This window comes from Amycolatopsis melonis (assembly GCF_040064235.1).
Taxonomy (GTDB): Bacteria; Actinomycetota; Actinomycetes; order Mycobacteriales; family Pseudonocardiaceae; genus Amycolatopsis; species Amycolatopsis melonis.
In genome coordinates this window covers 599,757-615,827 of the sequence record NZ_JBDZYD010000001.1, presented here as the reverse complement: position 1 = coordinate 615,827, position 16,071 = coordinate 599,757, and the positions used below count along the sequence as shown (strand labels likewise).

15 protein-coding genes are annotated in these 16,071 nt (G+C 73.2%); 7 read left to right on the top strand and 8 right to left on the bottom strand.

Translation table 11 applies throughout. The annotated features are described in order from the left end of the window. Positions 1-13: 13 nt before the first annotated feature. Positions 14-622, top strand: a complete 609-nt coding sequence (locus ABJI51_RS02865) for a hypothetical protein (protein ID WP_348947327.1) — start codon at positions 14-16, stop codon at positions 620-622. Positions 623-677: 55 nt separating this feature from the next. Here the strand turns inward: ABJI51_RS02865 and ABJI51_RS02860 are convergent, their stop codons facing one another. Both ABJI51_RS02860 and ABJI51_RS02855 read right to left on the bottom strand, forming a co-directional pair. After that, positions 678-1,172: a universal stress protein gene (locus ABJI51_RS02860; RefSeq protein WP_348947326.1), complete on the bottom strand. Its 495-nt coding sequence runs from the start codon at positions 1,170-1,172 to the stop codon at positions 678-680. A 14-nt stretch (positions 1,173-1,186) separates the two neighbouring features. Beyond that, positions 1,187-1,786, bottom strand: coding sequence for an Rv1733c family protein (locus ABJI51_RS02855; RefSeq protein ID WP_348947325.1), 600 nt, complete (start codon positions 1,784-1,786; stop codon positions 1,187-1,189). 152 nt (positions 1,787-1,938) lie between these two features. On the opposite strand from ABJI51_RS02855, the gene ABJI51_RS02850 reads away from it, so the two are divergent. Continuing rightward, on the top strand, positions 1,939-2,415 hold the full coding sequence (locus ABJI51_RS02850; RefSeq protein WP_348947324.1) for a CBS domain-containing protein: 477 nt from the start codon (positions 1,939-1,941) through the stop codon (positions 2,413-2,415). On the opposite strand, the gene ABJI51_RS02845 is transcribed toward ABJI51_RS02850, so the two are convergent. Beyond that, positions 2,357-3,334, bottom strand: a complete 978-nt coding sequence (locus ABJI51_RS02845; protein ID WP_348947323.1) for an Acg family FMN-binding oxidoreductase — start codon at positions 3,332-3,334, stop codon at positions 2,357-2,359. The two genes, ABJI51_RS02850 and ABJI51_RS02845, sit on opposite strands and share 59 nt — an antisense overlap. Before the next feature lie 210 nt (positions 3,335-3,544). On the opposite strand from ABJI51_RS02845, the gene ABJI51_RS02840 reads away from it, so the two are divergent. After that, positions 3,545-4,003 (top strand): universal stress protein, encoded by a 459-nt coding sequence (locus ABJI51_RS02840; protein ID WP_348947322.1) that lies wholly within the window; start codon positions 3,545-3,547, stop codon positions 4,001-4,003. 42 nt (positions 4,004-4,045) lie between these two features. On the opposite strand, the gene ABJI51_RS02835 is transcribed toward ABJI51_RS02840, so the two are convergent. The 4 genes from ABJI51_RS02835 to ABJI51_RS02820 form a co-directional block, all read right to left on the bottom strand. Next, complete coding sequence (locus tag ABJI51_RS02835; RefSeq protein WP_348947321.1) at positions 4,046-4,774, bottom strand: hypothetical protein; 729 nt, start codon at positions 4,772-4,774, stop codon at positions 4,046-4,048. After that, complete coding sequence (locus tag ABJI51_RS02830) at positions 4,771-5,169, bottom strand: hypothetical protein (RefSeq protein ID WP_348947320.1); 399 nt, start codon at positions 5,167-5,169, stop codon at positions 4,771-4,773. The genes ABJI51_RS02835 and ABJI51_RS02830 overlap by 4 nt, the downstream gene beginning before the upstream one ends. Positions 5,170-5,173: 4 nt before the next feature. After that, complete coding sequence (locus tag ABJI51_RS02825; protein WP_348947319.1) at positions 5,174-6,259, bottom strand: acetate/propionate family kinase; 1,086 nt, start codon at positions 6,257-6,259, stop codon at positions 5,174-5,176. A gap of 412 nt (positions 6,260-6,671) precedes the next feature. Continuing rightward, positions 6,672-8,369 (bottom strand): GAF domain-containing protein, encoded by a 1,698-nt coding sequence (locus ABJI51_RS02820; protein WP_348947666.1) that lies wholly within the window; start codon positions 8,367-8,369, stop codon positions 6,672-6,674. Positions 8,370-8,515: 146 nt separating this feature from the next. On the opposite strand from ABJI51_RS02820, the gene ABJI51_RS02815 reads away from it, so the two are divergent. Then, entirely contained in the window at positions 8,516-9,505 is a 990-nt protein-coding gene (locus tag ABJI51_RS02815; protein WP_348947318.1) for an Acg family FMN-binding oxidoreductase, read from the top strand. 7 nt (positions 9,506-9,512) lie between these two features. Here the strand turns inward: ABJI51_RS02815 and ABJI51_RS02810 are convergent, their stop codons facing one another. Further along, entirely contained in the window at positions 9,513-10,151 is a 639-nt protein-coding gene (locus ABJI51_RS02810) for a response regulator transcription factor (RefSeq protein WP_348947317.1), read from the bottom strand. Between the two features lie 159 nt (positions 10,152-10,310). Here ABJI51_RS02810 and ABJI51_RS02805 point away from each other — a divergent pair, with 159 nt between their 5' ends. From ABJI51_RS02805 to cydD, 3 genes are read left to right on the top strand one after another with little or no spacing between them, the layout of a single operon-like run. Continuing rightward, positions 10,311-11,702, top strand: a complete 1,392-nt coding sequence (locus tag ABJI51_RS02805; protein WP_348947316.1) for a cytochrome ubiquinol oxidase subunit I — start codon at positions 10,311-10,313, stop codon at positions 11,700-11,702. 16 nt (positions 11,703-11,718) lie between these two features. Continuing rightward, positions 11,719-12,729: a cytochrome d ubiquinol oxidase subunit II gene (gene cydB, locus ABJI51_RS02800; RefSeq protein ID WP_348947315.1), complete on the top strand. Its 1,011-nt coding sequence runs from the start codon at positions 11,719-11,721 to the stop codon at positions 12,727-12,729. Further along, positions 12,726-16,055, top strand: a complete 3,330-nt coding sequence (gene cydD / locus ABJI51_RS02795) for a thiol reductant ABC exporter subunit CydD (protein WP_348947314.1) — start codon at positions 12,726-12,728, stop codon at positions 16,053-16,055. Before cydB ends, cydD begins: the two co-directional genes overlap by 4 nt. Positions 16,056-16,071: the final 16 nt, after the last annotated feature.

Here is a 16,071-nt window from a genome sequence, read left to right as displayed (position 1 = left end):
CGGGAGATTCACCATGTCCATCCAGCCGGACGCGAAGAAGACCACCGAAAGCCGGATCCCGGCCCAGCGGGCCACCGAGCCCGCGCCGGTTCCCGGGTTCGCCGCCGGGCCCGCGGTCGCCGGGAAGTCACTGGCCGTGCTGCGGATCGCCACCGGGTTCGTGTTCCTGTGGGCGTTCCTGGACAAGCTGTTCGGCTTCGGCTACGCGACCCCGGAGAAGGGCGCCTGGATCAACGGCGGCTCCCCGACCAAGGGCTTCCTCAGCGGCGTCCACGTCGGCCCGTTCGAGCCGATGTTCCACGCCTGGGCAGGCACCTGGTGGGCCGACTCGCTGTTCATGCTCGGCCTGGCCGCCGTCGGCATCGCCGTCATCGCGGGGGTCGGCCTGCGGCTGAGCGCGGCCGCGGGCGGACTGATGATGCTGCTGATGTGGGCCGCCGAATGGCCGTTCGCGCTGAGCACCAGCACCGGCGAGGCCACGCACTCGACCAACCCGATCGTCGACTACCACATCATCTACGCCCTGGTCCTGATCGTGCTCGCCGCCGCGTCGGCCGGGCACACGTGGGGCCTCGGCCGCCGCTGGGCCGCCCTGGTCGGCGACCGCACGTGGCTGCGCTGATCCCTTTCCCCGCAAAGGTGGGGCCGGTCGTCATGACCGGCCCCACCTTTCTCCGTCACAGCAGCGGGCCGGGGTAGTACGTGGCCGCGGGCTCCGCTTCGCGCTCGGGTTCCGGGACCGTCCGCGCCGGGATCACCACGACCGGGCAGCCCGCCTCGCGCAGGCAGTGCTCGGCGACCGAGCCGACCAGCAGCTTCAGCAGCCTGCCGCGGCCGTGGCTGCCCAGCACCAGCATCGAAGCGGTCTTCGACGCCTCCTCCAGCGCCACCGCGGCCGAGTGCTCGACCAGCTCGGCGCGGACGGTGACACCTGGCTGCGCGACCTCGGCGACGACCTCCTCCAGCTGACGCCGCTCCCGGTCCGCGACCGCCTGTGGCGTGCCGGCGACCGCGGCACCGAGGTCGTAGACCGGTTCGAACGTCCACGCCCGCAACGCGACCACCTGACGGCCGCTCACCGCCGCTTCCGACACCGCCCAGCGCAGGGCGGCCACGCTGACCGCCGAATGGTCCACGCCGACGACGATGTCGCCCTGGATAGCCGTGCTCATGGGATTCCTCCTTCTCAGGAACGGGTTTTGCGGTCCTGCTCCGCGAACCACTCGTGCTGCCACCGGGCGAAGCGGCGGCGGTCCAGTGCGAACACGGCGAGCCGGTAGCCGAGGGCGAGCAGCGCCAGTGCGGCGAGCCACAGGCCGAGCCCGAGGACGACGGCGTCGATGACGACTGCCGCGCCGGTCAGCGGCGGCGTCGTCGGCGTGCCGGCGCGGTCCACCCAGATGTCCAGCTGGTGGCCCTTCAGCGTGCCCTGGTCGGCGACGACCTTGCCGACGCGGCGGGTGCCGTCGGGCAGCGTCCAGGTCGCGTCGGTCGGTGCCCCGTGGCCGGCGACCCCGGTGCGCGTGTTCGCCGCGAGCGGCGGGCCGTCGCCGAGCAGGGTCGCGGTCACCCGCGTGCGCTCCCCCAGCTGCTGCGCGGACTGCACGCGCTGCTGGGCGTAGACCTCCGAGCCGACGCTGGCGGCAACGGGCAGCGCGGCGAGCGCGACCAGCACCACGAAGGCCAGCAGCCCGCCCTGGACGCGGTCCGACGGCCGCGCGACGGAACCGCGGCGCGGGACGATCGTGCGCCACAGCCGTGCCGTTCGGGTCGACGACGTGCTCATGCTGGTCCTTCCGCCGGGGTCCGCCGTCTCCAGGATCACCGGGACCGGCGTCCCGCCGAAGAGGCGTTGGACCCCGTTCCGGGGCCCGTCGGCGCCCGGGGCGGGGACTTAGGACCCTGTGGCACCGCGCGCCGCGGCGGGATGGTCGGACCATGCGAGCACGCGACATCATGACCACGCCGACGTTCGCCCTGTCCCCCTCGGCCACGCTCGACGAAGCGACCGCGACGATGACCGGCCACGGCTTCACGACCATGCCGGTGGTCGACGCGGACGGGCGGCTGCTCGGCCTGCTGTCCGAAGAGGACATCCTGCGCGTCCCGCCGCCGCCGGGGGATCCGGACACGGGCGTGCTGCTGGCGGGCCACCGCACGGCGGCGGCGGTCATGCGCACGTCGGGTTTCGTCGCGACGGCGGACACGGAGGTGCGCGAGCTGGCGCGGCAGATGTCCGGCGCGGGCGTGCGCTCGGCCCCGGTCGTCGAAGGACGGCACGTGGTCGGGATGGTGACGTTCCAGGACGTCCTGCGCGCCACCGGAGGCCACCGGCCGCCTCTGCCCGGTTCCCTGGTCAGCTCGCCGGGCCGACCCGGTGGGTCAGCACCTCCCCGACCGGGCGGCGGGCCGTGAGCCGCGTCGGGTAGCCGTAGCCGATGCGCAGCAGCGTGTGGGGCTGGCCGATCCCGGTGAACAGGCGGTCCAGTGCCGCGCGGGTGTGCGGGGTTTCGAACGGCTGGGACAGGAATGACGTCGCCAGTCCCTCGGCGGTGGCCGTGAGCAGCACGCGCTGCATCGCCATCCCGGCGCGGACCTCCGCGTGCGGGCCGCGGTCGCGGGTCAGCAGGGCGCCGAGCAGCGGTTCCCGCTCGTACTGGCGGGACGGCAGGTCCCGGTTTTCGTGGGACGCGCGCAGCGACACGATCCCGTGCCCGTGCGGCGGCGGCCCGGAGGCGATCTTCGGCACGCCGTCGGGGCTGTCCGGTGCGCGGTGGGTCCAGAAGGCGGCTTCGGCGCGGAAGGCGTCGTCGCCCGCCTGGAGTGCTTCGGCCTGCCGGACCAGCGACGCCACCGGCGTGTACCGGCCGGACGTGCCGAGGTACTCGACCCGGCCGCCCTCGCTCAGCGCGGCCGCCTGCAGCGCGGCCTGCACCGCGGGCGGCACCTCCTTGTCCAGCAGCGGCCGCCGGTTGGTGTGCCGCCGGAAGACGGACTCGGCGAGCCGGCGCTCGGCCGCGGTCGCCTTTTCGTTGCCGTCCAGCCGGATCACCGCGACCAGGTCCGGCTCGGCCGGGTCCGGCAGCAGTCGCACGACGGCGGCGATCCCGTTGGCCCGCAAGGAGATCTGCAGGTTGAAGGCGGCGGCCCCGCAGGCGAGCCGGGCTTCCCGCCCGTGCGGGTCCGCGACGGCGAGGACGCGGTCGCGGTCCAGCCACACCTCGACGGTCTCGTGCTCGACAGCGAACCGCCAGGGCTGGGTGTTGTGCGGCGAGGGCGCGCGCACGGCCGAGGCGAGTGCCTGGTCGAGCACGCTGGGCAGTGGTCGGCTCATCGTCGGCTCCGGTTCCTGGGTGACGGGCGCTGCCAGCATCACCGGCGCCCCGGCTCCCCCGCGACGGCCACGCGTCACGACCGGTGAGGACCAAAGACCTCGACGAGGTCCGGAGCACAAAGTCCCCCGCTCCGGCGGAATTCGTCCCTACCCGCGGCCGCGCCCCCGGCCGCAGGATCGCCCCAGCACCTGTTGGAAAGAAGGCACATCATGGATACAGGAACCGGCCGTGTGCTCGTGGTGGGCACGGACGGCACGCCCCGCGGCGACGCGGCACTGCGGTGGGCACTGGAGACGGGCGCCCACGACGGCGATACGGTCCGCGCGATCCTCGTCCGCCCCCGCGGCAACCTGCTGCCGGGCACATCGTTCGCGTTCCTTCCGCACGGAAGGCTGCCCGAGGAGGGCCGTTCCCTGGCCGGGCACGTCGCGAGCCTGGGCATCGGCACGAAGGCAACCCTCGAGACCCGCACGGTCCACGGCGACCCGGCAACGGAGCTGGTGACGGCATCGGCGGACGCCGACCTGCTGGTCCTCGGCGCCCACCGCGGAGGCGCGCTGGCCGACCTGGTGCTGGGCAGCGTCGGACGGGAGTGCGTGCGGTACTCCCGGTGCCCGGTAGTGGTGATCACTCCCGAAGCGGCGCACCGGCTTGACCCGATCACGTAGCCGAACTTGCAAGACCGCTGCCGGGTGCGGCTTCAGGGGTGGTCAGCGGGAGTTCCTCCGCTTCGCCGTGGCGAGGCCGACCAGCAGCAGTCCCTGCGGGAGGCCGGGCAGGACTTCGGCGTGGCGGGCCCGTTCGGCGGGTGCCAGGACCGGCAGCGGGACGGCACGGGACGCGAACCCGCGGGTGGCCGCGGCCAGCCGGGTCGTGTGCAGGGCGGCGCCGGCCAGGACGTGGTGGCGGCGGCTGTCGCCGGTCGTGGTGACCAGCAGGGCCGAGCGCCCGGTGAGGTCCGCGCCGAGCTGGGCGAGGACCGCCGTCCATTCCGGACGGACGATCCGGACCGCCGTCTCCGGCCAGAAGTCCTCGCCGCCCAGCGCACCCAGGACAGCCAGGCTGACCGGCCGCAGGCCGTCCGGCGGGGGTTCGCCGACCTTCCGCAGCGCCGCATAGCGCGCCCACTCGGCGGTCGACGGGCCGCGGGGTGCACCGGCCCCGACGACGGCCACGACGTCGGGCCGGTCCGGGTCGGCCCGGAAGCTCACCAGCGGTTCGCGGCCCAGCACCCGCACGACCGTCCAGACCGTCGACAGCGCCGCTCCGCATTCCAGGAGTGCCGCGGTGCCCGCCCGGTCGCGCCGGGCGGGCGGCTCGGTCAGCACCACCTCGTCCGGCCGGACCTCCGCGACACACCGGTTCGGGCCGAGGCGCAGCAGCGCGTCGCCGAGGACGGCACGGGACGAGCCGTCCCAGCGGAACGCGGGCGGCGTCATCCGCCGGCGACCGGGATGCCGAGACTTCTCGACGCGGCCCGGCAGGTGGCCAGCAGGCCCTCGACGTCGATCACGGTGACCCGGTTCGCCAGCCCCGGCGGCACCTCGGGCCGGACGTCCGGGTCCGGGGAAACCAGCGCGACCGGCACGCGGTCACGGACTCCGCAGACGACGCCGTACTCCCGGGCAGTCAGCTCGGGCTCCTGACCCCGCACACCGACGACCAGGTCCGGCTGGGCGAACGGCTCGTCGAGCGGGCAGCAGGCCCCTGGGGCGAGCGCGCGGCAGAGCCCGGCGCGGGTGTGGCAGCGGCTGACCAGGCAGCCGGCGTCACGCAGGGGCTGGACGAGGAAGTCGGCGTCCCCGAAGGACGCCTCGGTCAGCAGGACGTGCATGCTCTCACCTCACGGATACTCGGGCGAGCGCCGCTTCGGCGCCGCGGGCCAGCTCCAGGTCTTCCCGGGGCAGGACGATCAGGGCAGGCACCGGGGAATCCTCTGCCGTCACGATCCGGTCGACGTCGGTGTGCGGGACGTTCCCGGCCCGCAGGCCGAGCACACCCAGGCCGTCGAGGACCGAGGTGATCACCGACGGCTGGTGCTCGGCGACGCCGCCGGTGAACACCACCGCGTCCAGCCGCGACAGGCTCATCGCCGCCGCGCCGATCTCCCGGCACAGCCGGTGCCGGTAGACCTCCAGTGCCACCGACGCGTCCTGCTCACCGCGGGCGGCAGCGGCAAGCACGCGGCGCAGGTCGCCGTCGGTGCCGGTCATCCCCGCCAGCCCCGACCGGTGGAACAGCGCGTCGGCCAGCTCGGCCGGGCTCATCGGCGCCGTCTGCATCACGTGCAGCAGCAGGCCCGGATCGACCGAACCCGACCGCGTGGCCATCATCGCCCCCTCCAGCGGGGTGAAACCCATGCTGGTGTCGACGCCGTGGCCGTCGCGGATCGCGGTCACCGACACCCCGGCGCCGACGTGGGCGCAGACCAGCTGCAGCTCCGCCGGGTCCCGGCCCAGCAGCTCACCGGTGCGGCGCAGCGCGTACTGGCACGACAGGCCATGGAAACCGTAGCGGCGCAAGCGGTTCTGCGCGGTCCACGACCGGGGCAGCGGGTACCGCGCCGCGGCTTCGGGCATCCGGGCGTGGAACGCCGTGTCGAAGCAGGCGACCACCGGAACGTCCGGCAGCAGGCGGCGGACCTCGCGGGTGACCTGCAGCGACAGGGGCTGGTGGTTCGGCGCCAGTGAGGTGAGCCGTTCGAGGTTCGCCAGCAGCGCGTCGTCGACGCGAGCCGGGGCCTTCTGCGAGCCGCCGTGGACGAACCGGACGGCGACAGCGTCCACATTGGACCATCGCGCGACCGCATGAGCGACCGCGCCGGGAGCGGTCATGTCCCAGGCCGCCCAGCCGACGCCGGTGCCGCCGTCGACCAGCGACACTTTCATGCTCGACGAACCGGGGTTCAGGGTCAGCACACGCACGGGCCGCTCCTTGGGTCTGGCAGCCGGAAGCCGCACCACAAGGAGACCTGGCCGACGGGGTCCGGCGCCGCGGCCGGACTACCTGAACCGTGAGGACTTAGGTCACCGGCCGACCGCGGGTTGTGGGGGGGGTGTTACAATTTTTGTAAACCGGTTGTTCCTCACCACCCCCGCCCCCGGGCGGCGGGGGGTTTGGGGGTTGAAAAACACATCTAACCCCCGTTGACCCCCCCCCCCGACCCTCTCCCGGCAGCGGCCCCGCAACCGGGCCGGGAGAGGCAGGGCGCCTGCGGGGTGCCCGGGTTGGCTGAAAGGCGCTTTCGTCTCATACCGCGCAGCGAAAGGGACTTTCGTCGCGTCAGACGCCAGGAAAGTCCCTTTCAGCCCAACCGCTGAGCCCGGGCGGAGCAAGTCACCGGCCGACCGGGGCGGTCCACTCCACCTTGACACCGCCGTCGGGCCCGCTGCCCAGCGAGAACGAGCCGCCCACGGCCTCCGCGCGGTCGCGGAGGTTGCCCAGGCCGCTCGGGGAGATCTCCTCGGCCAGGCCGCGGCCGTCGTCGGCCACCACGACGCGGATCACGTCGTCCTTCACCGCGACCGTCACCGACAACGTCGTGGCGTTCGCGTGGCGGACCGCGTTGCTCACCGCTTCGCGCACCACCGCCTCGACGTGCTCGGCCAGCTGCGTGGGCAGCGTGTCGAGCGTGCCGGACATGCTCACCGTCGGCTGCACCGGTGCGTCGTCGGTCAGCTCCGCGATCGCGTCGTGCAGGCGGTGGCGCAGCCGCAGGCCCGTCTCGGCCGCCGCGCCGCCGTGCAGGTCGAAGATCGCCGTGCGGATCTCCTGGACGATCTCGTGCATCTGCTCGATGCTCTCCCCCAGCCGCCGCTGCAGTTCCGGGGACTTCGTGCGCCGCTGGGTGCTCTGCATCGACAGCCCGACCGCGAACAGCCGCTGGATGACGTGGTCGTGCAGGTCGCGGGCGATCCGGTCGCGGTCGCCCAGCACGTCCAGCTCGCGCGCGGCCCGTTGCTGGGCCGCCAGCTGCAACGCCAGCGCCGCCTGGTCGGCGAACGAGGCCACCACCGGCAGCTGGGCCGACTCGAACGAGCCCGATCCGCGCTCGCGGGCCGCGATGAGCACGCCGGTGGTGCGGTCGCCCGCGCGCAGCGGGACGACCATCGCCGGGCCGAAGCGGTGCTCGCGCACGGTCAGGTCGGGCACGCTGCGCGGCGTCCGGTCGCGGTAGACCGAGCCCGGCACGCTCTCGTGGAGGTCGATGTGCAGCCCGGCCAGCTCGGCCGCGCGCGTGCCGGCGCAGACCGTGACCGTCAGGTCGTCGACGTCCTCGCCCCAGTCCTCGTCGACGTCGAGGCGGCCGGAGTTGGGCAGCGCGAGCAGCGTGACGTCCGAGCCGGTCAGCTCCAGTGCCCGGCTCGCGATGAGGTTCAGTGCCTCGACCGGGTCGGTGCCGCCGAGCAGCTCCGTGGTCACCTCGCTGGTCGCGGCCAGCCACTGCTGACGCACCCGCGCCTGCTCGTACAGGTGCGCGTTCTCGATCGCGATCCCGGCCGCCGCGGCCAAAGCCTGCACGACGACCTCGTCGTCGTCGGTGAACGGTTCCCCGTTCTTCTTCTCGGTCAGGTAGAGCCTGCCGAACACCTCGTCGCGCACCCGCACCGGCACCCCGAGGAACGAGTGCATCGGCGGGTGGTGCGCGGGGAACCCGACCGACGCCGGGTGCGCAGAGATCTCCTCCAGCCGCAGCGGCTTCGCCTCGTCGATGACCACACCCAGCACGCCGTGCCCCTCGGGCAGGTCACCGATGAGCCGCCGGGTCTCGTCGTCGATCCCGAGGTAGAGGAACTCCGACAGCGAACCGTCCTCCGCGAGCACACCGAGCGCGCCGTACTTCGCCTCGCCCAGCTCGATCGCCGCCTGCACGATCCGCGTCAACGTCGTGTCCAGCTCCAGCCCCGACGCCACGGCCAGGACGGCGTCGAGCAGGCCGTCCATCTTGTCGCGGGTGCCGATCAGCAGCTCGATCCGGTCCTGCAGGTCACGCAGCAGCTCACGCAGCCGCAGCCCGGACAACGTGCCCGCCATCCGCCGCGGTTCCTGCCCGGCTTCGCTCACCACGTCCTCCGCGTCATCGGTGACTTTGTCCCCTTTCCGCAGGACTGCGGCGCGAGAGACCGTCGAACCAAGCTTTCGAACCACCAGTGTCCCGCCCGGCGGCACGAGGGGAAACCATGACACTACCCATCACTTCGATCGGCCTGCTGGACCCCGATCAGGTGAAGTCCGTCCTCGGCGCGGCAGTCCTCGCGCCGTCGACGCACAATACGCAGCCCTGGCGGTTCCGCTGCACGTCCGCGGGCCTCGAGCTGCACGCCGATCCGGAGCGGGCGCTACCGGTGGCCGACGCCGACCAGCGCGAGCTGCTGCTGTCCTGCGGCGCGGCCCTGTTCAACCTGCGCGCCGCGATCCACGCGCTGGGCGCCCACCCGGCGACGACGTTGTTCCCCCGGCGCGACGATCCCACGCTGCTGGCCGTGGTCCGGCCGTTCGCGGCGCGCCGCCCCGATCCCCGCATGGTGGCGCTGGCCGACGCGATCCCCCGCCGCCACACCAACCGGACGCCGTTCGCCGCCGTCCCGATCCCGGCGTCGGTGGTGGCCGGCCTGCGGCACGCCGCCGAGGTCGAGCAGGCGTGGCTGCCGCGCCTGGACGCCGTCCAGCGCGAACGGCTGCGCGAGCTGGTCCACAAGGGCCACCACGCCCAGCTCGCCGACCCGGCGTTCCTGGCCGAATGGCGGCAGTGGACCGCCCGCGACCCGGGCAGCCGCGACGGCGTGCCCGAGTACGCGGCCGGCGCGATGCCGTCGGACAACGGCGGCTGGGTCCTGCGCGACTTCGGCTCCCGGCCCCGCGGCCGCCGCGAGGACTCCGAGCCGCTGGTGGTGGTGATCGGCTCGTTCGACGACACCCGGCTGGACCGTCTCCGGGCGGGTCAAGCCATGCAGCGGGTCCTGCTGACGGCGACGGCGGCGGGCTTCGACGCGTCGTTCATCTCCCAGCCGGTCGAGGTCGCCCCCGTGCGCGCGGAGCTGCGCCAGCTCCTCGGCGGCGGGCTGTGGCCGCAGATCGTGCTGCGCCTCGGCCGGGGCACGCCGGTGCCGTGGACACCGCGGCGTTCCCTGACCGACGTCCTGCTGGAGCCGGACCGGCTGAGCGCCTGAGCGCCGGTCAGCGGTCCTGGTTGCGCAGCTCGGTGGCCAGGACCGCGGCCTGTGTGCGGCGTTCCATGCCCAGCTTGGTCAGCAGCCGGGAGACGTAGTTCTTCACCGTCTTCTCGGCCAGGAACATCCGCTCGGAGATCTGGCGGTTGGTCAGGCCCTCGCCGATCAGCTCCAGGAGCTTCCGTTCCTGGTCCGAGAGGTCGGCCAGCGGTCCCTTCTTCGCCTGGCTGTCCCGCAGCTTCGCCATCAGCGCCGCCGCGGCGTGCGCGTCGAGCAGGGACTTGCCCGCGCCGACGTCGTGGACCGCCGAGACCAGGTCCATGCCCTTGATGTCCTTGATGACGAACCCGCTCGCCCCCGCCAGCACCGCGTCGAGCATCGCCTGCTCGTCGGTGTAGGAGGTGAGCATCAGGCACTTCAGGTCGGGCAGCTTGGAGCGCAGCTCGCGGGCCAGCTCGATGCCGTTGCCGTCCGGCAGGCGCACGTCCAGCACCGCCACGTCCGGGTCGAGCGCGGGGATGCGGGCCAGCGCCTGCGACACGCTGCCCGCCTGGCCGACGACGGTGAGGTGCTCGTCCTCGTCCAGCAGGTCGGCCACACCACGGCGCACGACCTCGTGGTCGTCGACGAGAAACACGCGAAGCATCTCCGGCCTCCTTGACTGGCTCGACGCAGATCAGCCTACGACCACAGGGCCCCCGGTGGCAGGGACCCGGGACCGTCCCGGAAGTGACCAAGGACCCTAAGCCGCGACGGCCTCCGCGCCGGATGCTCGCCGGGTGACCGCGAACGAGCAGGAGAACCGATGAGCAACCTCGACCTGGCGCGGTGGCAGTTCGGGATCACCACCGTCTACCACTTCCTCTTCGTCCCGCTGACCATCGGGCTGTCCTTCCTGGTCGCCGGGATGCAGACCGCCTGGGTGCGCACCGGAAACCAGAAGTACCGCCGGATGACGAAGTTCTGGGGGAAGCTGTTCCTCATCAACTTCGCCATGGGCGTGGCGACCGGCATCGTCCAGGAGTTCCAGTTCGGGATGAACTGGTCCGACTACAGCACCTTCGTCGGCGACATCTTCGGCGCGCCGCTGGCCATCGAGGGCCTGCTCGCGTTCTTCCTCGAATCGACCTTCCTCGGCCTGTGGATCTTCGGCTGGGACAAGCTGCCGAAAAGGCTGCACCTGGCCACCATCTGGCTCGCCTCGATCGGCACCGTGCTCTCGGCGTACTTCATCCTCGCCGCCAACTCCTGGATGCAGCACCCGGTCGGCTACGCGGTCAACCCCACCACCGGCCGCGCGGAACTGAAGGACTTCGGTGCCGTGCTCACCAACTCGACCGCCGTCGGCGCGTTCGCCCACACCATCACCGCGTGCTTCCTCACCGCCGGGATGTTCGTCGCCGGCATCAGCGCCTGGCAGATCAAGCGGCAGCGCAACGTCGACGTCTACCGGCCGTCGATGAAGCTCGCCCTGGTCACCGTGCTGATCGCGAGCCTCGGCGTCATCGTCACCGGTGACCTGCAGGCCCGGCTGATGACCCAGCAGCAGCCGATGAAGATGGCCGCCGCCGAAGCGCTCTACGACACCGTCGCGCCCGCGTCCTTCTCGCTGTTCACCATCGGCTCGCTCGACGGCGCGCAGGAGAAGTTCAGCATCCGCGTGCCCGGCGTGCTCTCCTTCATGGCCACCGGGAAGCTCGACGGCCGGGTCGAGGGCATCAACGACCTCCAGGCCGCCGAACAGCAGCAGTACGGACCCGGCGAATACCGGCCGGACATCCCGGTCAGCTACTGGACGTTCCGCCTGATGATCGGCTTCGGGTTCCTGTGCCTGCTGCTCTCGGCCGTCGGGCTCTGGCTGTTCCGCCGCGGGCGGACCCCGCGCGGCCGCTGGTTCTTCCCGGCCGCCACCGCCGGGATCGCGCTGCCGTTCCTGGCCAACAGCGTCGGCTGGATCTTCACCGAGATGGGCCGCCAGCCGTGGTCGGTGTTCGGCGTGCTCAAGACCACCGACTCGGTGTCCCCCACCGTGTCCGCCGGGACCGTGCTGACCTCGCTGATCGTGTTCACCGTGCTCTACGGCGTCCTCGCGGTCGTCGACGGCGTGCTGATGGTCCGCTACGCCAAGGCCGGGCCCCCGCCGCCGGAAGTCCCGCACGACGACGCCGAGCCGCGCCCCGCGGCCTTCGCCTACTGACCGCCGGAGACCCGTCATGGCCCTCACCGACATCTGGTTCCTGCTCATCGCGGTCCTCTGGACCGGCTACTTCGTCCTGGAAGGCTTCGACTTCGGCGTCGGAACGCTGCTGCGCGTCCTCGGCCGCGACGACACCGACCGCCGCGTCCTGATCAACACGATCGGCCCGGTCTGGGACGGCAACGAGGTCTGGCTGCTCGTCGCCGGCGGCGCCACCTTCGCCGCGTTCCCGCTGTGGTACTCGAGCCTGTTCTCCGGTTTCTACCTGGCGTTGCTGCTGGTGCTGGTCGCGCTGATCCTGCGCGGCGTGGCGTTCGAGTTCCGCGGCAAGATCGACAGCCCGCGCTGGCGCACCACCTGGGACTGGATCATCGTCTTCGGCTCGGCCGCGCCCGCGCTGCTGTGGGGCGTGGCGTTCGGCAACATCGTGCACGGCGTCCCGCTCGACGCCCAGCACCACTTCACCGGCACGTTCTTCACCCTCCTCAACCCCTACGCGCTGCTCGGCGGGCTGGCCACGCTCAGCCTGTTCACCTTCCACGGCGCGGTGTTCCTCACCCTCAAGACGACCGACGCCCTGCGCGACCGCGCCCGGACACTGGCCCGCGCGCTCGGCGGCACGGCCATCGTGTTCGGCGGCATCTTCCTCGCCTACACCGCGATCGAGCACGGCGGCTGGGCCTGGCTGACCTCGCTGGTCGCGGCCCTGCTGCTGGTCGCCGCGGTACTGTTCGGCGCCGGTGAGCGCGACGGGTTCGCCTTCGCCAGCACCGCCGGGGCGATCATCGCCGTCACCTTCACGCTGTTCTGGTCGCTGTACCCGCACGTGCTGCCCTCGACGACCGACCCCGCGTTCAGCCTGACCACGACCAACGCGTCGTCGACGCCGTACACGCTGCAGATCATGACCTGGGTCGCCGTCGCGTTCACCCCGATCGTGCTGGCCTACCAGGCCTGGACGTACTGGGTGTTCCGCAAGCGGATCACCCGCGCGTCGATCCCGACCGGCGCGGGACTGCCGCGGTGAAGCCCCTCGATCCGCGGCTGCTGCGCCACGCGAGCGCGGTCCGGCCGTTCGTCCTGGCCTGCGCCGCACTCGGCGCGCTCACCGCGATGCTGGTGCTCGCCCAAGCCGAACTGCTCGCGAAGACGATCACGTGGGCCTTCCTCGACGGCCTGCCGTTGCCTGCCCTGCTCGTGCCGGTCGGGATGCTGCTGCTGGTCGTGCTCGCGCGGGCAGGGATCACGTGGCTCGCCGAAACGACCGCGCACCGCGCCGCCGCTCGGGCCCTCTCGCAGCTGCGGGAGACGGTGATCGCGGCCGCGCTGCGGATCGGGCCCCGGCGGGCGAACCGCTCCCCCGCCGAGGTCGCCGCCCTGGCCACGCACGGCGTGGACCGGCTGGAGGGTTACTTCGCGCGGTACCTGCCGCAGCTGCTGATCGCGGCCGTCGTCCCGCTGGTGGTGGGGGTGCGGATCCTGCTCGCCGACTGGACCGCCGCGGTCATCGTGGGGTTCACGGTGCCGCTCATCCCGGTGTTCATGATCCTCATCGGCCTCTACACCCAGCGCGACGTCCGGCGCCAGTGGGCGACGCTTTCGGTGCTGGGCCACCACTTCCTCGACCTCGTCGCGGGGCTGGCCGAGCTGACCGCGTTCGGCCGGGCCCGCGCGCAGATCCGGTCACTGCGGGAGATCACCGGCCGGTACCGCACGCAGACCATGCGGACGCTGCGTGTCGCGTTCCTCTCCGCGCTCGCCCTCGAACTGCTCGCGACGCTGTCGGTCGCCCTGGTCGCGGTGTCGGTCGGCCTGCGCCTGCTGGCCGGCGGCCTCGACCTGCGCACCGCGCTCGTGGTGCTGATCCTCGCGCCGGAGGTGTACCTGCCACTGCGGGCGGTCGGCGCCCGGTTCCACGACAGCGCCGAAGGCCTCGCCGCCGCGGAGGAGATCATCGCCCTGGCCGACACGCCGTCGGACGACCATGGTTCGACTGTGGTGCCCGACTTGGCGCGCGTGGCGTTGCGCTGCGAAGACGTCACGGTCGACGGCCGCTCAGGACCGATCCTCGACGGCTTCAGCCTTCGTCTGCCGCCCGGTGAGGTCGTCGGCGTGACCGGGCCGAGCGGCGCGGGCAAGTCGACCCTGCTCGACCTGCTGCTGGGCTGGCGACGTCCCGACCGCGGCCGGATCCTGATCGGCGACACCGATCTCGCTGACATCGGCCGCGCCACCTGGCACCGGCACGTGGCCTGGGTGCCGCAGCAGCCGCACCTGGTCGCCGGGACGGTCGCGGAGAACATCCGCCTCGGCTCCCCCGACGCGCCCGGCGACGCCGTGCTCGCCGCCGCCGACACCGCCGCGCTCGACGTCCCGCTGTCCACTGTGGTCGGTGAACTCGGCGCCGGGCTGTCGACCGGGCAGCGCCGCCGCGTCGCGCTGGCCCGCGCGGTCCTGCTGGACCGGCCGCTGATCCTGCTGGACGAACCCACCGAGGGGGTCGACGCGGAGACCGAGGCGGCGATCCTCGATCGGCTGCCGAAGGTCTTGTCCGGGCGGACCGCCGTCATCGTCAGCCATCACCCCGCGGTGCTGGCCCGTTGCGACCGGGTGATCTCCCTGGGCGAGCCGGTCGCTTTGCCTGCTGTCCCGGATGCCGTTGCGCCGCAGCCGGTTTCGCGACCGGCCGCAACCCCGGCCGTCACCGCGTCCATTGTGGACGTTCCACGGTGGCGGCCGCTGCTGGAGGCGGTGCGGCCGCACCGGCTGCGGCTGGCGCTGGCGTGCCTGGCCGCGACGGCCGCGCTCGGCTGCGGCGTCGCGCTCACCGGGACGTCGTCGTGGCTGATCGCGAGCGCGGCCCTGCACCCGCCGGTGCTGAGCCTGATGGTGGCGATCGTCGCGGTGCGCACGTTCGGCCTGGCCAAGGGCATCCTGCGGTACGCCGAGCGGCTGCTGTCCCACGACGTCGCCCTGCGCGCGCTGGCGGAACTGCGGGTGCGGGTGTGGGAGCAGCTGGTCCGGATCGGCCCGGCGGGCACGGCCCGCCTGCGCCGCGGCGACCTGCTGCACCGGCTGGTGTCCGATGTGGACAGCCAGCAGGACGTGCTGGTCCGCGGCCTGGTCCCGGGCGTGTCGGCGGTCGTGGTGCTGTCGGCGACCGCGGCCACCCTCGGCGTCATCCTGCCCGCCGCCTTCCTGCCGGCGGCACTGGGCCTGGTAACGGCGGGCGTGGTGGCCCCCGCGGTCGCGGCGGCGGCCTCGCGCCGGGCGCAGCGCTCGACCGCGCGGCTGCAGGCGGACCTCACGGCGGGCACGGTGGAGCTGCTGCAGGCGTCACCCGACCTGATCAGCCACGACGCGGCGGCCCGCCGTCACGCCCGGCTGCGCGAACTCGACGCGGTCCTGACGGCCTGCCGCCGCCGCTCGGCGGCCTGGCGCGGGCTGGGTGCCGGGGTCGCCACGCTGGGCGTCGGGCTGACGTCGGTGGCGTGCCTGGTGCTGGGCATCGTGGCGGCGGTCCCGGGCCCGGCGCTCGCGGTGCTGGCGCTGCTGCCGCTCGCGACCGCGGAACTGGTGGCGGGCCTGCCCGAGGCGGCCCAGCGGCTGCTCGGCGCGTCGGCGTCCGCGCGCCGCCTGGCGGAGCTGTCCGCGCTCCCGGCACCGCATTCCGCCGCCGGCGCGACGGCCCCGGCGGCGGCCGAGCTGGCGGCGTCGCAGCTGACGCTGCGCTGGCCGTTTTCCGCCGTCGACGCGGTCGAGGACGTGAACCTGCGGATCGGCCCCGGAACGCGCCTGGCGCTGACAGGCCGGTCGGGAGCGGGCAAGAGCACGGTGCTCGCGGCCCTGATGCGCCACCTCGACCCTGCCGCGGGCCGGGTGCTGCTCGACGGCGTGGACACGCTGACCTTCACCGGCGATTCGGTCCGCGAGCAGGTGGCCTGGTGCGGCCCGGAAACGCACTTGTTCGACAGCACGCTGCGGGAGAACCTCCGCCTGGCCCGCCCGGACGCTTCGGACGCGCAGCTGCGGACGGCGCTCGGCCGGGCGCAGCTTTCGCGGTGGCTGTCCGACCTGCCGGACGGCCTCGACACGCGGCTGGGAGCCCACGGAACCCCGGTCTCGGGCGGCGAGCGCCAGCGCATCGGCGTGGCCCGCGCGGTGCTGTCGGACCGCCCGATCTTCCTGCTGGACGAACCGACGGCCCACCTCGACGCCCCGACGGCCTCGGCACTGGCGGCGGACATCCTCGCGGCGACCGAGGGCCGGTCGGCACTGGTGGTGACCCACCGGCCGGCGGAGTTCGCGGAGTTGCCGGCGGTGAACGTCACCGCGGCCCCGGCCGTCGCCTAGCCTCGCGTCCCAGGTG